At 42.3% G+C, this 18,121-nt stretch carries 17 protein-coding genes and 1 pseudogene; 5 read left to right on the forward strand and 13 right to left on the reverse strand.

Going from position 1 to position 18,121, the window contains the following annotated elements:
- Nucleotides 1-12 precede the first annotated feature (12 nt).
- The 7 genes from LRP50_RS01070 to LRP50_RS01100 all read right to left on the reverse strand — a co-directional run bounded on the left by LRP50_RS01070 (nt 13) and on the right by LRP50_RS01100 (nt 7,968).
- The gene (locus LRP50_RS01070; protein ID WP_274162668.1) at nt 13-1,215 is read right to left on the reverse strand and encodes an MFS transporter; all 1,203 of its coding nucleotides are present in this window, start codon (nt 1,213-1,215) and stop codon (nt 13-15) included.
- Nucleotides 1,212-2,402, reverse strand: coding sequence for an ATP-grasp domain-containing protein (locus tag LRP50_RS01075; RefSeq protein WP_274162669.1), 1,191 nt, complete (start codon nt 2,400-2,402; stop codon nt 1,212-1,214). Before LRP50_RS01075 ends, LRP50_RS01070 begins: the two co-directional genes overlap by 4 nt.
- A complete protein-coding gene (locus LRP50_RS01080) occupies nt 2,380-3,648 on the reverse strand; it encodes an aminotransferase class III-fold pyridoxal phosphate-dependent enzyme (protein WP_274162670.1) in 1,269 nt (422 codons plus the stop codon). Before LRP50_RS01080 ends, LRP50_RS01075 begins: the two co-directional genes overlap by 23 nt.
- 4 nt (nt 3,649-3,652) lie before the next feature.
- Nucleotides 3,653-5,077 (reverse strand): hypothetical protein, encoded by a 1,425-nt coding sequence (locus tag LRP50_RS01085; RefSeq protein WP_274162671.1) that lies wholly within the window; start codon nt 5,075-5,077, stop codon nt 3,653-3,655.
- Between the two features lie 25 nt (nt 5,078-5,102).
- Nucleotides 5,103-6,089, reverse strand: a complete 987-nt coding sequence (locus LRP50_RS01090) for an iron-containing redox enzyme family protein (RefSeq protein ID WP_274162672.1) — start codon at nt 6,087-6,089, stop codon at nt 5,103-5,105.
- 18 nt (nt 6,090-6,107) lie between these two features.
- Nucleotides 6,108-7,088 carry a thiaminase II/PqqC family protein gene (locus LRP50_RS01095; protein WP_274162673.1) on the reverse strand — a complete coding sequence of 327 codons (981 nt, stop codon included), beginning with the start codon at nt 7,086-7,088 and terminating at the stop codon, nt 6,108-6,110.
- Nucleotides 7,089-7,581: 493 nt separating this feature from the next.
- The gene (locus LRP50_RS01100; protein WP_274162674.1) at nt 7,582-7,968 is read right to left on the reverse strand and encodes a recombinase family protein; all 387 of its coding nucleotides are present in this window, start codon (nt 7,966-7,968) and stop codon (nt 7,582-7,584) included.
- Nucleotides 7,969-8,028: 60 nt separating this feature from the next.
- On the opposite strand from LRP50_RS01100, the pseudogene LRP50_RS01105 reads away from it, so the two are divergent.
- The 5 genes and pseudogenes from LRP50_RS01105 to LRP50_RS01125 all read left to right on the forward strand — a co-directional run.
- A pseudogene (locus LRP50_RS01105) lies at nt 8,029-8,295 on the forward strand (carboxypeptidase); the annotation flags it as partial.
- An 845-nt stretch (nt 8,296-9,140) separates the two neighbouring features.
- Nucleotides 9,141-10,838, forward strand: a complete 1,698-nt coding sequence (locus LRP50_RS01110) for an ABC transporter ATP-binding protein (protein WP_274162675.1) — start codon at nt 9,141-9,143, stop codon at nt 10,836-10,838.
- A gap of 88 nt (nt 10,839-10,926) precedes the next feature.
- Nucleotides 10,927-12,063, forward strand: a complete 1,137-nt coding sequence (locus tag LRP50_RS01115; protein WP_274162676.1) for an efflux RND transporter periplasmic adaptor subunit — start codon at nt 10,927-10,929, stop codon at nt 12,061-12,063.
- Nucleotides 12,050-12,712: an ABC transporter ATP-binding protein gene (locus tag LRP50_RS01120; RefSeq protein ID WP_274162677.1), complete on the forward strand. Its 663-nt coding sequence runs from the start codon at nt 12,050-12,052 to the stop codon at nt 12,710-12,712. Before LRP50_RS01115 ends, LRP50_RS01120 begins: the two co-directional genes overlap by 14 nt.
- Nucleotides 12,709-13,953, forward strand: a complete 1,245-nt coding sequence (locus LRP50_RS01125) for an ABC transporter permease (RefSeq protein ID WP_274162678.1) — start codon at nt 12,709-12,711, stop codon at nt 13,951-13,953. Before LRP50_RS01120 ends, LRP50_RS01125 begins: the two co-directional genes overlap by 4 nt.
- A 10-nt stretch (nt 13,954-13,963) precedes the next feature.
- Here LRP50_RS01125 and LRP50_RS01130 read toward each other — a convergent pair whose 3' ends face one another.
- The 6 genes from LRP50_RS01130 to LRP50_RS01155 are packed head-to-tail and all read right to left on the reverse strand — an operon-like array spanning nt 13,964 to nt 17,712.
- Nucleotides 13,964-14,569: a CPBP family intramembrane glutamic endopeptidase gene (locus LRP50_RS01130; protein ID WP_274162679.1), complete on the reverse strand. Its 606-nt coding sequence runs from the start codon at nt 14,567-14,569 to the stop codon at nt 13,964-13,966.
- A gap of 1 nt (nt 14,570) precedes the next feature.
- Nucleotides 14,571-15,173 (reverse strand): GNAT family N-acetyltransferase, encoded by a 603-nt coding sequence (locus LRP50_RS01135; protein WP_274162680.1) that lies wholly within the window; start codon nt 15,171-15,173, stop codon nt 14,571-14,573.
- Complete coding sequence (locus LRP50_RS01140) at nt 15,166-15,645, reverse strand: GNAT family N-acetyltransferase (RefSeq protein ID WP_274162681.1); 480 nt, start codon at nt 15,643-15,645, stop codon at nt 15,166-15,168. Before LRP50_RS01140 ends, LRP50_RS01135 begins: the two co-directional genes overlap by 8 nt.
- Complete coding sequence (locus LRP50_RS01145) at nt 15,646-16,155, reverse strand: 3-hydroxyacyl-ACP dehydratase FabZ family protein (RefSeq protein ID WP_274162682.1); 510 nt, start codon at nt 16,153-16,155, stop codon at nt 15,646-15,648. It lies immediately after the preceding gene.
- Between the two features lie 26 nt (nt 16,156-16,181).
- Nucleotides 16,182-17,432, reverse strand: a complete 1,251-nt coding sequence (locus LRP50_RS01150) for a beta-ketoacyl-[acyl-carrier-protein] synthase family protein (RefSeq protein ID WP_274162683.1) — start codon at nt 17,430-17,432, stop codon at nt 16,182-16,184.
- On the reverse strand, nt 17,425-17,712 hold the full coding sequence (locus LRP50_RS01155; protein ID WP_274162684.1) for an acyl carrier protein: 288 nt from the start codon (nt 17,710-17,712) through the stop codon (nt 17,425-17,427). Before LRP50_RS01155 ends, LRP50_RS01150 begins: the two co-directional genes overlap by 8 nt.
- Nucleotides 17,713-18,121 lie beyond the last annotated feature (409 nt).

Here is an 18,121-nt window from a genome sequence, read left to right on the forward strand (position 1 = left end):
CAGTTGTACTCTTTATGAATGTGTACTTTGTACGACCTTTCTAGAACTCAATGACAGAAAAATCACAGTTAAGAGAGACAATATGCTGCATGCGCCCCAGAGTAATTGCGTATTCAGACCATATAAATATCCACCTGCAATACTGCCAACACCGCTTCCAAGCAACGAGAAAATGCCGAGTAGGCCGTACGCACTTCCTAAATTGTTGCCATCAACGCTTTGCTTTACCTGTGCATCGACATTGGGGTCTATTGTTATCTCTCCGATGGTATAAATCATAATCATGATTAGAAAAACAAACAGTGGCGGAGAAAAAAACAAACCTGCAAAAGCAATACTTGAAGAAAGGAATCCCACCTTAATGACACCGATAAATGTGGTACGTTTAGATAAGTATATATTGATGGGAATTTGCAGTAACAAAACAACGACTGAGTTGATAACAAACAGCATACTAACTGCTTGCTTTGAATATAACTCCGATGCATACATAGGCAAGCTCATTTCCAACTGCACATAAATAACACTGAACGCAAAATAGACAGCACCAATATAAACATACTGCCTATTTCTTAAAAGTTCCTTAATATTAGCAGTGAGCAGATTTTTTTCTTCATGTTTTTTATCAAGAATTACTACATTCTTTCTCTTTAGGTAGATAAAAACAAGTATTGGTATACAAAAGACATGAATAGCAGAGGAAACAAAAAACACAAAGAAAGCTGATAAATCAATGAGAAAACCACCCACAACCCCGCCAATAGCGACACCCAAATTATTCACTGCACTGCGAACAGAAAAAAGTAACACTGCATTCTCTGTGGTGGAGTACTCAGAGATAAGGGCCTTGGCTGCCGGAACAAATAACGCAGAACTGATACCCAACAAGACCATAGAAATAAAAATCCCCAAATGCGTAGTAGAGTACAAAAAGCCCAAATAGCTTAAAATACGCACGAGTAAAGCGAATAGCATAATGGGCAAAGGCCCGTACTTATCACTCCATACACCACCAAAGTACATAAACCCGCGCTGGCTGATAAGTTTAATGGCAAACAAAACACCAACAGACTCTATTCCAATTCTGATGACCTCAACCAAATAAATTGCCAAAAAAGGGATAACAATAAAAGAGCCGACACACACAATAAACTGCAGAAGCAATATGCATTTAGCTTCTAATGGAAGCTCCTTTATTTCAGACAGCATCTTCATTCAATCACCACATTTATTGATTGCTCAGCTTTAGACTTAAGCTTTCTAAGCGTGTCTTTGCTATCTGCTCGAATTATAAAAAATCCATGACGTTCTTGGGAGTGACTAAATGCCTTAATTGTCGTGCCTTCTTTAACGTTAAACTGATATCGAAATACTTCTGAAACACTATCCAACGTATGATTTGCGGCAATCACCAACCCCGGTTTAAAGTTTAAATAATGAATCGCAACGTGGTATTTTTCTTGGGTAGGAGGTAACGTTTTTTTTCCTTCAACAAACCAGCGTGCCGTCGCAACAATTTGATTAACTTGCGTTGCGAGATCGACTAACTCCCATATTCTGTCTCCTCCCGGACGCACATGTGTTTCTATTAAGTGGCACTTACCATCTGCATCTATTTTCAATTCGGTATGACTTGCTCCATTGCAAATCCCCAGCTCGGACAGCACTTCTTGAACAAAATCACCTACCTTCACTTTTGTATCAGTATGATCGATGCCGGGCACTTGATGGCCTATCTCAACAAGGCCTGTACTGCCACCAACAAATTTCTTTGTGATAGCAATAACATGGTGCTCACCATCATAACTTAGGCATTCGCAGCTATATTCATCACCATCTATAAAGGCTTCTGCAAGAACAGGGAAAGCGACACTGTTGATCTGATCAAGATGTGTAACATGAAGCACATCCTGACTACCCGTACCATTGATAGGCTTCACTATCACGCCATCTTTGTGGTTAGCAAAGAAGGCCTGAAGCTCTGCTTTGGTCGAACATACAAGGAAAGAAACAGTACCCAGACTCGTTCCTGCTAAGTGTTCACGCATCATTATTTTGTTGCGTGTCAACATAGCCTCTTGAAGTGCTGGGCCTTTGCAGTTAAGAAACGTTGAAATGAGAGCGGCAGGCAAGGTCCCATATTCGGTAAACGTTAATACGGCATCTACCTTCTTAAACTGATCAATTCGACTGGAAAGAAAAAGAAGTGCTTCTATGTCTGAAAATGCGCAAACATTGCCTTCAGCAAGTATTGCTTTTTGGGTGGATGTAATTCGGTGTTCTTCTTGAATCACCGTGACTGAATAGCCAAGGTTTTGAACTAATAAAAAATAGTCATCCGTTGGAGCGAGCAAAATAACATGGTGGCAAGACGTATCGTTAAGTGTGAGGAAAGGTTTCAACGAGAGCCTCCAAAGCCGATTCAAACAAAGACAGAAAAGTATCCACGTGTTCCAAAGTGAGTGTCAGTGGCGGTGTGAGCTTTAAGGTGTTGGGGCAATTTGCACACATGTTGACAAGCACGCGATTGCAAAAAAGAAAATTAAATAGGTAATAGGCTAATACGTCAGAATCAGCGCCTTTGACTGAAATGTAATGCAAAGCCCCAAAAGAGGCGGTGCTCTCTATCATGTGCGGATAGGTCTTTTTTAACGCTTTGAGTTTCTCTGCCAAATAGTGATGTGTCGTTAATCCCTTAGAAAGCACATCGTGCTCTTCCATATACGTCATTAGACTTAATGCACTGCTCACGGCAATACTGTTCCCACAAAAGGTGGAACCATGAGCTTTCTCAAAACCTGCCCTTCCAAAAAAGTGGCGATATTCGGACGAAGAAGAAAGCAAAATAGACAGAGGGCTAAAACCAGCGGTGAGATTTTTAGAAAGTACAAGATGGTCAGGTTCGATTGACCAGTTGAGAGATTGGCTTGCAAGGAAACGTCCGGTTCGCCAAACACCGGTCATGACTTCATCGACAATTAAACGCGTACCTGCTTGCTCACAGGCGGATTTAATTTTTTCTATCTGCTCTGCACTCCAGTACTGTCCTCCTCCCATCCCCTCTATAGGTTCTGTGACATAAGCAGCAAATTTTCTCGTGGAAATTTTTTCTAACGTCAGTGCCAAATTACCGCAGTGGGTATAATCAATGTGATCACACACAAAATTGGGTAACCCCTGCCGCCAATGCGCGTTGCCTGTCAGGTTCACATTGTGGATGCTCAAACCATGAAACCCGGTGCGATTGCACAGCAGGTTACTTCGCTGCGTGCTAACTTGAGCAACCTTCACCGCACACTCAATCGCTTCTGCGCCTGTGGTCATGATCCAACATTGGTGATTATGCAACGCGCTTTTCTCAATCACTTTGGAACATAAGGCGGCACTGCCTGGGGCTATACCGAAAGGCGTGATTATGGGTAAATCTTTGCAAATGTCCTCGAGAAAATTCGCCCGAATCTCTTGAGGGTTATGTCCTAAAAGTGCAGAGCCGTACCCCATAACGAAATCGAGCCATGTATCACCTTTGTCATCGGTTAAATAGCTTCCTTTCGCCTCATTAAAAACAGGACAGTGATCTAACGCTTCCAGAGCACCTACCCAGTAAGGATTAACACAGTTCCTGTATTCTTGAATAAACCTCTGCATACGACTAATTCTCAGTGGTAAAAAACGCACGCATTGACATCGGGCATAAAGGACGTTTTTCCTCGACATGGTGTCTATAAAGCTCATCCCATGCTCTGCAGTTTAACTCGAGTACAAGGAGGAAGAGTTTGATGGCTCTCTCTTGTTCTGCTTCCGATACGTAGCTAATTTGAGACAACACTAAACGAGAGATCATTTGATGATTCAGTTCATCGTTTAAATCTTCGTGTTCAAGCGATGCCCGATTTACATCATCCGGAAAAATAGACGAACTGGCCAATACGCTATTAATGATGTTCTTCTCACCGGGCAAACCTTCAGTGATCACAATCGAAAGGAAGTAAGCCAATACCTCTTCATTAGCCAGCCACGTGAACACATCACAAAACGCCTGAGTCAAAGGAAGGGGGATCATGCTATCCAGATCTGTGCAATTTACGCCAAGCGTGATGCAAGTTTGCCTTTCGAAGGCCTCATGCCCTATCTCTTCCGCGTAGTAACGTCTAAACAGTGCTTTTAAGGGAAGAGGAAGTTTCTTGGCGATCGCCGGTGCAATTATTTCCACAAAGCGTTCATTAATAAAATACTCTTGGATGTAAGTCGCCCGAGCGAGTACTGCCTGATGTTCAGGTTGATACAGAGCTTTCATATAGGGAGAGCTACTCACGGCATCAAGGCAATCTCTAGCTAACTTTTCAGATGTTATACCGAGATTCAAACCCGTGTCAGTACAATCAATCAGGATGTCCTCTCGGAAAAAATGCCGTTCGCTATCCTTACCCTGAGAACGACATACGCACCAAACAAAACTCGTCACACACTCCTGAATTTCTTTAATTTGATCTTTAATGACGAATCCAATTTCTAAAGTATGATTCCCGACATCTTTATTTAAAACTTCTTCGAGGATTCGAGATACCACCTCCAACACAAACGAATTAGAGTACTTCCAGGAGCAAAATAGCCCCTTCAAAATCGCCAGGTAAAAATTATGCTCATTGACGACTTCATTAGAGGAAAACTCTCCTTTTCTAACGTTGTTCAGATCTATCCATATTGATTCAAGTATCTTTTCATCTATCTCTTCATCATGCTGATTTAATATCTCTAATGCTTCAAAAACAAGACTGTCAACACGTCGTCTAAACGTCTGCAAGTGGTCGAGTGATTGGTTCTCTTCTCGAATAATCCCCAGCTCATCCATTTGTTCAACGAGGTCACCCAGTTCGCTTTCTTTTTTTCCACTTAATAGCAACTGCCAACATTCATCACGTGGATTAATTAGCCTTAAAATATCACACCCATCTAAACTCGATGCTTGAATTTCGAATGACTCACCTTGGCTTGTTATTTCCAAACACTCACCTTGTGAGGAAAATTCCGCATCTAAATAGGGGTTTTCGTATTGATGTATTGACCAACTTTCCAAAGCACTTATCCTCTTCACTGAATTTTCATGAAAATATTCTAAGCGTGTTTTCGGCATTTGAGTAATATTCAGAAATTTGACGATCTTGCCAATACATCGTTTCCACTAGTGCATGGATATTTATCTTAATTACATTCTGTTCATGATGAGATATTGCCGTATAGGGTTTCAGCAGTTCTTCTGTAATATTTTGGTGCTCACCGGACTCATTGATATCCGCATGGCGAGCAATGGGTTCGAAAAACGTTTCCGGCAACCCCAATCGATGACATGAGTCGACAAATGCACTGTTAAAACTTGGATATGGTTCTTCAAATAGAAAAAGGCATGAACAAAAACTGAGAAAGTGCTGCCTTGCTAACGTCTCTAAAGTACTGTACAACGCAAAAGTTGCAGGAAGTGGCGCTGTTGCATCAAGCTGATTTTTCGTAATCCCGATTGAGGCTGCTGTGCTATATAAAAGTTTATCGTGGTCATGTTCATCGATAAATAACTCCATGAGAGCACGCCGTGTGCTATTTGGACATTGCTTTGAAAGTGCAGGCCCTAAAGCCATAGGAGCATTCCTGACAATGTGGAAGTATTCGAGTGCGTACCCGACAAGCTCCTGTTTAGTGACTTGCTCGGAAACCATGCGGTCATAAAGTACAGAATTACCTTTTTTATTCATCAACGCTGTAACCATGCGTTGCAGGTCTTTAACAAACTCCATTCCCGACATTACCTTATCTGGCAACGTCGGTACGGCTTCGGTCAATAGCGACAACCTGTCAAGTTCTCTAATAAGATCAGGTATATGGGATGACAACGCCGGATACTTTGCAGGCAATTCTCTCTCTGCAATCACTCCTTCCGATAAATCAGCCAAGACATTGGGAAGTTCTACAAAATCAGAAGTAGAGATTTCACATCCTTGATCTCTGTAGTTTATATGTACTGTATCTTCACTCTTGGTAATAGATACACCCTTTCGGAAAATTGGCGTGTCAAACAGGCTATTAGACATGTTCATGAATTATGTTCCTCAGCATTAAACCTCAGAAAGTCGACGAAGTAGTGGCATATTTGGATTAGAGTAATATTTCCAAACCGCAGAATGAAAATCATCGTATAGTTCCACAAAAAGATGTGTTTCTCTGCGAAAACGGGTCATGTCTTCTTGTGTGACAAGCGGTATCTCTTTGAATATTTCTCTCGTCAAGGCACCATGCTCCCCATTTAAATTTATAAGAGCATGATCTCTAATTGGTTTAATAAACCCCTCTGGAATATCAGGTCTTGATTCCATTGCTAGAACATACGAATCAATTTTTATATCCTTCCCTTCCAATACTCCCAGCGTTGTAAAGAAAAAGAGAGGGTCATTGGATGCCCAATGCGCGAGCGCATTGCAAAGGGCCAATGTCTCTGGAAGTGGAATCGTTTCCGCCAAGTCACTTCTTGTGCAGCCCAATTCGTTTAAAGCTTTGAGGATTAATTCATCATGCCCATATTCCTCAGCGTAAAACTCATTGATCAACAATCTCGCTTTTGTACTTCCCTGATATGAAAGAACAGGGGAATCAAACCAACTCTCTCTAAATAAAAAGTGGTAATTTTCAACTGCCATACCGTGAAAAATACTAACAGGTACATTCTCTGGGTTTAAACAAGCTTTCCAGAAATGATTATTATAAAGCGTTTCATAAAGCAATTTAGATTGTATGTCTTCAATTTCCATTAGCGCTTCAATACCGCTAACATATTGACTCGCTGAATTACATGAACTCACAAGCTTTGAATCATCCAAACTTTGTACCATATCAACAATGGTCTCTTCACCTAATTCAGGAAAGATTTTTGCGATGGTTCGAATACTTTTATTACCATCAAATTCCGATAGTAATTGATGAAGAACCTCAGAATCTATCCCTTCAAATTCAAGTTCGAACTCAGTGTTCATGGCATGAAAACAATTACCGCCATCAGGTAGGGTCATGTGTAGACTGATACATGTATTTGCATCGATCATCTTGGTCACTCCTTGATAATAATCAATTAATAGCCCTTTAGATAAGGGCTAGAGTTTTGGAGTTTTTCAACCTATAGATGACACGCCATTAAAACTGGGCGATCTTTTTTAGGTTTGATGACTATACGTGGTTTAGCTTTCTGCTTATTACTCATATATATATCCTTCAGTAATTTCCAAATCACTTCCAAAAACTTACGGATCCAGTTCAATAGAGCCTTTTACATGCAAACAGTAATTTCATACAGAAATTCATACAGCATGCGCAAATAAGACTACATATCGTTACTCACATGAAGTGTCTAATTATTAATACTATTAGTGAATTTTATTTTTGTAGCGTTCACTGCCACGGAAGCGATTTTCTTCGAACTTGAACTGCATGGGCGACTGCGCCTCCCCCCTTAAACAAGGCTTTTCAGGCCCCGATAGTTCTCCTCTATCTGCATTCGCCTCTGGTAGAGCTTGATCAGGTGAACCTGCAGTGTTCAACTCACTCCAGCAATGCTGCCCGAGTTGTAAACCAAGCCGCTATTCGCAGTGATGACGGTGATGCCTTTCCAATCAGCTCATTGAACTGTTGCATTGCGTCCAAGGGCTTGTCGCGGCTCAGACGATCGAGAGATTCAACAATCAAAATTGAACCGCGCTCGACTAAGCCTTCTTCAACTGCCTTTATAAAGATACCCAATGCTCCTCGCGAAACGTGATCGGCATGGAAGGCTGACAAACCTTCATCCGTCATTACGAGCTTTTCATTGAGAGTTAAACCATACTCCGTGGCTATCTGATTGGCATAGTCATTCTGCCTCTCGATAGAGCCACCGAATTTCTGTTGAGGGCTTGAGAACCTACGATAAGAATATACCTGCGCGACCAATGCCCACCTCCAAGTGTCTAATATTCAACCACTTTAGATGTAGTAGACATTTTAGGCTAGACCGACGGCTCATTTGGCTACTTTACAAGCTACACCTTAGGCGCAATGTATGCCGCGCAATTTATGGCAGCGATGCGCAAAACGGTGGATGTTGATACGTGTTTAAAGAACCTAGATTTGGCGCCGATCAATACATGGTTGCAAGAGAACATTTGGTTAAAAGGCTCAACACTGACAACGGACGAGTTGGTGACTCAAGCGACGGGTGAACAGCTCAACCCTGAGTATTTCAAACAGCATTTGATTGCGCGTTACTTGAAGAATTGATGAAAGCCACCAATAACATTGATACAAACACAATGCTGCTGTCCACTTGCAGGCCCAAAAATATGCGCCCCCAATTAATAACACGTTCAGATACATTCACACACTTTGAAAATGGTATAATACCGCCACTAAATAATAGGTTAAAGTTATTATTATCAATAGCTTACAGCCATTACATGATCGTCAACTTCCTTTTTCGCTACTAATGTTTGAGTTAACCATTTAATCAAAAAACCATAATAACAAATGAGATAGCAATTAAATCCCATTAGAAATTAATTGTAAAACGATACTAATTAGATGGAAAATTAGTGAGAAAATGCGATATCAATCACTTGTTTATAAATTGAAATTCTCACTTTATAAACAATATAAACATTACATCTCAATCATCTCAATAATGGGAATTTGACTTTCAGACAAACCTTAACAACAATAGGGTGGCATTTGTTTGGCGTTTAAACTATGTACACACATTAATTCCGTTAATCATTAATTTAATTAACACAAGGAAAGAACGATGAAAAAAATCAAATTTGCTGCAAAAAAAGGACCTGTGTTGGCTACAAAGAAAGAGCCTAGCAAGCCAGGACCTAATCCAGGCCCTTGCTGTACGCCTTAGTATTTCACATTAGGCTCCATGCATCCACACTTGTCTATTTCATACCATTTAGAGAACAGCTCTATTTTTTGGCATTTAGACCTTTAAATTAGGGGGATGTTTCACATCCCCACTTTATAGTTGAGTTGCGACATTTGCGATTACAAATATTATTTTTTGATTTTATAGTCAAAGCATTTTCTCAATACATTCAGACATTTTCTCAATACATTCAGATAAGACTGTGACCAGAATTTCTTATTTATATCAACTTATCTATAAAACAAGAAAATCTCATTCTTTGTCTTTTTTGCTATTGGCTTTGTTGTTGACAGCATTTCAAGCCCCACTTCCTTACTTGTCTGGTCATCTCATCGATCAGGTTCTACCCAGTGCAGATTCACACTTGCTACTTAAGACCGTCGTTCTGCTCGCCACCCTTTACAGCGGTTACTTGATAACAAGTTATGTTAACGCTTGGTTTCGTCTAAAAGTGCGCAAAGAGATTATGATTGATTTTAACCAGGATGTGGTTAAGAGCATTCTTGGCTTGAATTATAATCAGCGACTTAAAATCAACAATGGCGACCTGTTGTCTCGTGTCACAAGGGACATAGACCAGTTTGAAGTCATTATGCCCTACGGATTATCAAGTGTAGTCCACCACTTGGTGTTGTCTGTCGCCTTATTAATCATCGTTTTTTTCATGAATTGGCAATTGAGCGCCATACTTCTTGCCCTTTTACCCGCTGCCGTCATTGTTTATATGAGATTCGACAGTGCGTTATGGTCATCATCTAAAGATGAAACAGATGCCTCGGCAAAAAAGATGACAGTCTTGCAAGAAACTATTGAAGCGGATGCAGAAATAAAAACCTATGAAGCTGAAAAATTCTTTCTAAGTCATACCCGAAAAGCCGTGGAAAACTTGGAAGATAAGCGTTTCATCCGGCAGTTATACGACACCAAAGTTAGTATGATTATTATGGGTATTCCTATGCTGGCTATGGTCATTATTTGGTATCTTGGTGGTGCCATGGTCATTGAGGAGCAACTCAGTATAGGTTTGATCATCACCTATACAGCGACATTGAACTTAATGGTGCCCTCACTAATCAGAATTATTGAGTTTGCTTCAAGCATTCCCAATGAATTAACCGCTTTAATGCGCGTGAAGGAATTGTGTGATTTAGCTAAGATACAATCTGAGCAAGGTTCTGCTGTTAATACTGCTCTTCAAATGAAACAAACTGTTTCTTTTGAGGCAATTATTTTAGATGATATGAGTTTTTCCTATCATCATGACTCCCCTTTATTCTCCAACCTAAATTTAGTTTTCGACAGAGGTCGCGCTCATTTGATTAATGGCGGTAACGGTGCTGGTAAGTCGACACTACTAACAATCCTGAGTGGAGAACTTAAACCTCAGGCTGGGATCATTAAACTCGATTCCATTCACCTAAGCGGCATATCAAATCGCTCTCAGTCGATTTCCATGGTCCCCCAAAAAATCCACATTATTTCTGACTCCATTCGCAACAACGTGACGTTTGGGATGGATGTTGACCAGGATAAAATCCAGAAAGCCCTAAATCAAGTTGGTCTTAGCAAGTGGATTGATCGCCTCAATCAGGGAATCGACCACGTCATAAAAGATGCGCATTCAGAGCTCTCAGGTGGTCAAATTCAAAAATTGGGTCTAGCGCGCGCCATATTGCGAGATACACCTATTTTGCTAATGGATGAGCCAACTAATAATTTAGATAGTGAGGCCGTGAAAATGCTCATTGAAATTGTTCGAGCACAAAAGCAGTCAAAGATCGTCGTGATTGTGAGCCATGATGATCGCCTATTTGATGCGGTCGATCGCATTGTTTACCTTGAGGATGATAGCCTCCGTCATTCTACACGTGTTACGGAAACTGAAACTAAAGAAGGTTAATCGGATGATACCTTTGTTTATATAAGTTCTGACAGACACTAAAAGAAGTCATATTCATCATCGTTTGTGAAGTATTAGGGATAGAGAATTGAAAGCACCTCTTATGAAGTCAAAGCAGTCTGGTAAGCAACCCATGAGAGGCTATTTTAAGACCACATTCGCTATCCTTATTCTATTTTCCGCTGTTGCTACAGGTTACTTTCTCTATCAAACGCCCCCCCTTGATGTATCAGGTGTACAAGTAAAACGAAATGATATGGCCTACATCATTCGAGTGACGGGTGAAGTCATTAATGATCGTACCGTGTCTTTGACCGCATTAGTGAATGGTCGCGTTGAGGAGGTTTATGTTGCGCGTGGTGATCGGGTAAAAAAAGATGACACTTTGGCATCGATGGATAACCGAGCATCAATTGCCCGACTCAAACGCGCTCAAGCCGTTGTTCAGCAAGAAACTGTTCGAGTAAAAGAGCAACTGCAACGCTACAACAGGTTGTCAGAGCTATCTAACAGAAAGCTGGTGTCTGTGGAGGCACTGGACCAAGCTCAATATGAATTGGAAACCGCTAAAGCAGCAGTTGCTATAGCTAAAGCAGATGCCCAAATGAGTGCGCTTGAGCAAGACTGGCAAAAGCTAGATGCCCCCTTTGATGCCGTTATCATCGATAAATCGACGGAGTCAGGACAATGGGTAGAAGCCGGAACAGAGCTTTTCCAACTCGTTGCTATTGAAGGATGGGAAATTGAAGCCAATTTAGATGCGGTTGATAGTGGAAGAATTCACCTTGGTCAGTTGGTTAACCTAGCATCTGACGCTTTTCCCAACCAACGTTGGCAAACTCAAATCCATTGGATTGGTCCCGCTATCGAACGTACATCAGAACGCTATCTAAATACCTTTCCCGCTCGCATGGGATTGGGCTCAGAAGCCCCCCAATTACTATTGGGACAACAGTTGGATATAGAAATCGTAATAGAGGAACGTGGCAATGTGCTTAGCCTGCCTTACAGTGCTTTACGCGAGCGCGAACCAGGACTCTTTGAGATTGCACTGATCGAGCAAGGTACCATTCGCCTGCAAACTGTTGAATCAGGATTGGAAACAGATACGCATGTAGAAATACTCAGCGGCGTTCAGGATGGGCAATGGGTTGCTCTGTTTGATAGCGAATATCTTGAAAATGGGCGTACAGCAAGGTTTATCGATAAAAATGATCAAAATTGAATCCTTGCACAAATCCTACTTCCGAGGTGAAACCTCACTCCCCATTATTCAAGGTGTTGACCTGAATATAGAACGGGGGGAATTTGTTGCAATAATGGGAGCATCTGGCTCCGGTAAGAGTACCCTACTCAACATTATTGGCTGCCTCGATAATGCTGATAAAGGCACCTACTACTTAGACGATACAGCCGTCCATCAAGCAAACGATGATGGGCTTGCAAAACTACGTTCTTCACTCATTGGCACGATATTCCAATCATTCAATTTACTATCAAGACGTGACGCATTAGCCAATGTCATGCTCCCATTGGTGTATCAAAGTACCCCGCCTTCACAGCGACAAGCGCTTGCTTTAGCCGCGCTTGAACGAGTAGGTTTAGCCGATCGTGCAACGCATTTGCCCAATCAGCTTTCTGGTGGCCAGCAACAACGTGTTGCTATTGCACGCGCGCTGGTCAATAAACCCAAGTTGCTTATCGCGGATGAACCAACAGGCGCTTTAGACAGCGTAACTGGGCAGCAGGTTATGCATCTCTTTAAGGAATTGCACGCTGAAGGCAATACCATTGTTATGGTCACTCACGATGCGCATTTAGCTGAGACGGCTGACAGGGTCGTGCACATGCGAGATGGTAGGATTGTCATATGAACGAGTGGCGAATTATGCTTGATCTATTCAGAGAAGCGCGACTTGCCATGTTTGAAAACTGGGGAAGATCATTGCTCAGCATGATTGGAATTGCTGTGGGTATCGCTGCAGTCATGACAGTTGATACTGTCAGTATTGGAGGCAAAGCCTTCGTCATGAAGGAATTAGAGACCTTTGGTCTCAAATCCGTTTGGGTATATCGAGCTCAAAGTAACAAAGATCCACACAAACGAACACGCTCGGGGACGGGCATCAATAACAATGACCTAGTGGCACTTCAGGGAGATTGTTGTCCATCAGTTAAGCTCATAAGCCCCATCGTTACACCCAACGGCCGACCGCCCATCGTCCAAGTGGGCAATCGTTACAGTAACGCACAAGTCACTGGCGTCAATACAGATTTCATAACCATCAACAATGACCAGCTACGCATAGGAAGAGGCCTTCGAGAAGTAGAAGTTAGAAACCGAAGACCTGTCGCCATTATTGGCGAAACAGTGTTATCCCATCTATTTCCTGGCATTTCGAACCCTGTAGGACGTTCGCTTCGAATATCAAGTCGAGAATATCAGGTGATTGGTGTTCTCCGCTCGAAGAGTCGCGATTTACTCGCCAGCATCGGCTCTGCGGGAGGCGATGTGAATAACCGAGTTTTGATTGGCTACCCCCTAGTACAAGCACTCAATGGGAATGACGATATCAGCTATATTCAGGCGGAAGCCGCATCGGTAGAAACAGCGGAAGCCGCCACTGAGCAGATAAAAGGCGTGCTATCGAGGCGTTATCACGGTGTTTTCGAATATGAAAGCAGCACCCTCGCCTCTTACATCGATACCACAGATAACATTCTTGGCGGTGTCACCATCATCGGTATTATTGCTGCATCTAGCGCATTGATCGTAGGTGCCATTGGTGTTGCAGGCATTATGAGTACGGCTGTCGCTGAAAGAACGCGGGAAATCGGCATTCGCGCTGCCGTTGGTGCTCATCGCGACCATATAATGGTTCAATTTATCGCCGAGTCGGTGTTCATTTGTTTGATTGGCGGTTTAATGGGCTTAGCCGTTGGTGTGCTCATTGGTTTTATTTTGAATTTCTTTACCGGCTTTCCATTGTTTCCTGGCATCGGGGGAGTCAGCATTGCGCTTGGTGTGTCAATTTTAGTGGGCTTAATTGCAGGGTATTTGCCTGCACGGAGAGCTGCACAGATGAAGCCAGTAGACGCGCTCAGGGATTCATGAAAACAGGCTGTTAGCCAAGGCTAGCCTCGTGTTCTTCATAAAATGAAGCGGAAAGGATCAGAACATTTCTGGTTAGGTGGACAATCCAAACAAACAGCACTGAATCAGTCACGACGTAAGCAACACCAAGTAGTGCTGCAAAAATAAAGAACTCTAACGAGTGCCACCCTATCGGTCTGTTTTCTGTGTGGACTGTCCAGAATAATACCGAAGATATACAGATAGCAGCCCAAACGGGAAGCGTTAACATTAATGTACTGACTAAAAACACTCGCCAAATGAGCTCTTCGTAGCACGTAATTCCCACCTGAAAAAAAAGATAATTTCTGTGTTTTTTAAGCTGTTTAAACCCACGGACACTATCGATAACAAATTGTCTTGGTTGAGGCGAACTCATTGGTAATCCAGCCACCAATAGGGCTAAACCAACACATATGCCGCCTGAAACAATCGCAATAAGTTGAAGCGAAGGCGCAAACTGCCAATCCACATAGAAATATGCCGTGTAGGCGATGACGGGTAACATTAGTATGAAGCCAAAACGATCGCCAATGACTCGCGGGTATAAAAAAGACAAACTGACAACTGCGATAAGCAGTAAAACGAGTAAGGACACTCTAGAAGAGCCCCTGTTTAAAATGACGACGCAATACACCCTCTTTGTGTTCTTGCAAAAAAGCGCGGAAGTCATCTGAAAACATGGCATAGAGGTGGTAGTCGTTCCATCCATCTCCTACAGGAACATAATTTTTTAGCACACCTTCTTTTATGCCACCAAATTCTGCAAGACGTATTGAATCCTCATTACCCGATAAAACATACCCATAGACTTTATGTAAATTCATAACGTTAAAAGCCATTTGCAAGCTTAACAGAGCTATCTCAGGCCCAAATACGCTGGTACGGTAAGCCTCTTCTCCTACTAAATAGCGAAGATCTGCAGTACGGCTTTTCCAGTCAATGTTGTTAAACCAGATCATCCCTATTGGCTTGCCACTCTTGACCGAGCACACCAAACCTAAAAGGTTATCTCCGCCATAAACAGCCGCATTCTGTTCTAGCCAAGTCATCACTTGGTCCTTAGCACCATTGACAAAAGTCGAGCTATCAAAGACGGTCGAATTCAGGTAGGGGTCATCTAGCCAGCCAGCAATGGTATCGAGGTCTTCGAGGTTAGGTCGGCGCAAAGCACAATAGATTCCACGAACACTGTCAAACACGCTTATCCTCACTTCCCATCATTAATAAATCGTAATACGTTCCCTCAACAAACAGCTGGCTCTTTAATCGAGCTTCCTCAGTAAAACCTAACCGTTTTAAGCAATCTATTTCTAATTGTTCACTGGGGAGTAACTGAATGTAATACTTACCTATATCATATTGTGCAGCTAGCCAGCCCATCACTGCCTGAATGTCACCATCAGCAGTGTCAACATCAGCAAAGTCACCATCAATAAAGTCACCTATCAGATGGAGGTCAAGATAGGCAATGCGAGAGAACATGGCTTTTATTCTGATAAATCCGACTTTGGCGGTATCATTAAACACAACAAAATCACCGTCACCCAATGCAGAATCTAACTCTGACTTTGAACAACCAAGCGGATAAGCAAGGTTTTTATAACTCGAACACTTAAAGCTTGATGATTCTAAATCAATAAAATCATCCAAAGCGGCTAACCTAAAAGACACTCAACGCTCCCTATATTTAGAAATATGTTCAATGAGGCTTTTTCTTTTTATAAAAGTGAGATCAAAAGTCGCAGATAATACTTCTTTCCCATTTACATAGGAATTTCCGGTCAACCTAGCACCCAGACGATTGATTGCCTTAATGCTGACATGTGCTTTTAAGATATCCCCAGGTAATGCTGGCGCCTTAAATCGCATTTGACTGACGGTACTGGCTACAACATCCGTCAGTTCGTCAAACTCACTCCGGTAGTGAATTAAAACAATACCGGCCTGCGCTAATGCCTCACCCATCAAAACGCCAGGCATCATGTTTACATGTTTGAAATGAGCATTGATCAGCTCAGAAGATACGGGAATATTGTATTGTGCGATGACTTCCGATTCGGATAAATAACTCACTGAATCTACGAATAGAAATGCATCACCATATGGTAAAATTGAGCTAACTGCCTCTTTACCCAGTACACCTTGTGAATCCCTCAGTTCGTCAATAGAATTTCTATCCATAGTCTCGATTCACAAACGTACTTGTGTCAGTCCATTTTTCGCAGGATAGTCGCTGCATTTGTCCCGCCAAAGCCAAAGTTCAAAGACAAAACTGTTTTCAAATCAGCTAGTGTGGTTTCGCGCACGATAGGCGCATCAGCAAACAAGGGGTCAATGTTTTCAATATTGATTGATGGCGCGATAAAGCCCTCTTTCAACATTGAAATGCATGCAATCAACTCGATGGCCCCTACTGCACCAATCGCATGTCCAGTCATCGATTTCGTCGACGAAAACCTCGGAATATTCTCTCCAAACGCTCGGCGTAACCCATTAACTTCTGCCACATCACCCGGCCCTGTTCCTGTACCATGTGTATTAATAGCATCTACATCGTCAGAGGAAATTCCGGCGTCTTTCAATGAACTTGAAATGCAATCAACAAATGTACCGCCATCAGCTTGAGGTAGCACCAGATCATAAGGGTCAGAGTTCGCCGCATATCCTGCGATTTCAGCATAGATTGGCGCATTACGTGCTAAGGCAGAATCAAGCGACTCTAGGACAAGAACACCCGCGCCACCGCTAATAACAAAGCCATCTCTATCACGATCGTATGGGCGTGATGCGCTCTCAGGCGTGTCATTAAATCCCGTAGAGAGAGCCATTCTCAAGGCTTGAAAAGAAGCAACGATGAGCTCGTTCACTTCCTCACAGCCACCGGTTATTGCTCTGTCTATAACCCCATCGCGGATGAGTTCGTAAGCATGTCCGACATTGTGCGCACCAGTAGCACAAGCAGACGATATCGAATAGCTCCGCCCAGTAATACCAAATAGTTTAGTGAGTATTGCACTCGCAGTGCTGCTCATGGACTTGAGTACGGTATAGGGTTCCGTTCTGCGAACATTCCCTGCGTAATACCTTACCCCCTCTTTGTGTATCACACCGACGTCAGCCACACCGCTTCCAACAAGACAAGCTGTTCGCGGGTCAGCGAGTTCTTCAGAAGTCAGGCGAGAGGCCGAAATCGCCTCACTGGCGGCAACACTGCAATAAAGCGTTGAGGTAGGCATCGCTCTGCGGAGTTTCAGAGGAATGTTCGCGGACTGTATTTTAGACTCGTCGAGGTCAACTAAACCCGCAACACGACTCGTTAACCCATATTCAGACCAAGATTCAACTGCGCGAATACCACTGCGACCGAGCTTCAAAGATTCAGTTAACGTGTCAAAATCATTTCCTATTGAGGAAACAACACCAACACCAGTTACCACTACCCGTCTTCGATTATCCATCTTTTTGGCTCAACTTCGATTCGATGATTTCCAAAAGATCACCCACCGTATCAAGCTTAATTAGGTCTTCATCATCAACGGATATAGACAGAGAATCTTCCAAGTCGAGAGTCAGTGAGACCGCTTGCATTGAATCCATTCCAAGATCGTCACGTAGAGACATGGAGGGTATGATGTCTTTGGCTGCAACAGTACTTTCTGATTCCGACTCTAATCGACTAAATACTTCCATTATCATCGCGTCCGTCAAATATTTTTTGTTTTCAAAAGAAACGCTCATGTTAACACCATCAAAGTCCATGAATTAATTACACTAACAACAATGTATTTGTGCACTTTTATCCTTAACCGAATGCTAACAACGCCTTTAAATAGCGTCAATCCGATTGGAAGCACATATGCCATCACAAACAGCATGGCGCACCGAAAAATCCGTGCCATTATTGTTTTTGAAATTTAGGATTCAATAGGAAGCAAAACACCACAAATTATTTTCAAATAATTGTTTTTATAGAATTAATGCCACAATTAAGAAATATCAGCGTGCGCATTTATTATGTACAAAAAGGAGCTAACTCATCTGCAATAAAACACTGTCAGATAACCCTAAAATCTCACGACTGAGTCATAATATCGAAATGAATGCCAATTATGTCCAAATGAGAAAGATGGCTTATTTTAAGCCTTTG

The organism is Enterovibrio gelatinilyticus, from assembly GCF_028683095.1.
In the GTDB taxonomy this organism is placed as follows: Bacteria; Pseudomonadota; Gammaproteobacteria; order Enterobacterales; family Vibrionaceae; genus Enterovibrio; species Enterovibrio gelatinilyticus.

Excerpts from the sequence above, each read along its gene's own strand:
- LRP50_RS01070 (WP_274162668.1), bottom strand. The coding sequence starts at position 1,215 with ATGAAGATGCTGTCTGAAATAAAGGAGCTTCCATTAGAAGCTAAATGC.
- LRP50_RS01080 (WP_274162670.1), bottom strand. The coding sequence starts at position 3,648 with ATGCAGAGGTTTATTCAAGAATACAGGAACTGTGTTAATCCTTACTGG.
- LRP50_RS01090 (WP_274162672.1), bottom strand. The coding sequence starts at position 6,089 with ATGAACATGTCTAATAGCCTGTTTGACACGCCAATTTTCCGAAAGGGT.
- LRP50_RS01095 (WP_274162673.1), bottom strand. The coding sequence starts at position 7,088 with ATGATCGATGCAAATACATGTATCAGTCTACACATGACCCTACCTGAT.
- LRP50_RS01120 (WP_274162677.1), top strand. The coding sequence starts at position 12,050 with ATGATCAAAATTGAATCCTTGCACAAATCCTACTTCCGAGGTGAAACC.
- LRP50_RS01125 (WP_274162678.1), top strand. The coding sequence starts at position 12,709 with ATGAACGAGTGGCGAATTATGCTTGATCTATTCAGAGAAGCGCGACTT.
- LRP50_RS01145 (WP_274162682.1), bottom strand. The coding sequence starts at position 16,155 with ATGGATAGAAATTCTATTGACGAACTGAGGGATTCACAAGGTGTACTG.
- LRP50_RS01150 (WP_274162683.1), bottom strand. The coding sequence starts at position 17,432 with ATGGATAATCGAAGACGGGTAGTGGTAACTGGTGTTGGTGTTGTTTCC.
- LRP50_RS01155 (WP_274162684.1), bottom strand. The coding sequence starts at position 17,712 with ATGAGCGTTTCTTTTGAAAACAAAAAATATTTGACGGACGCGATGATA.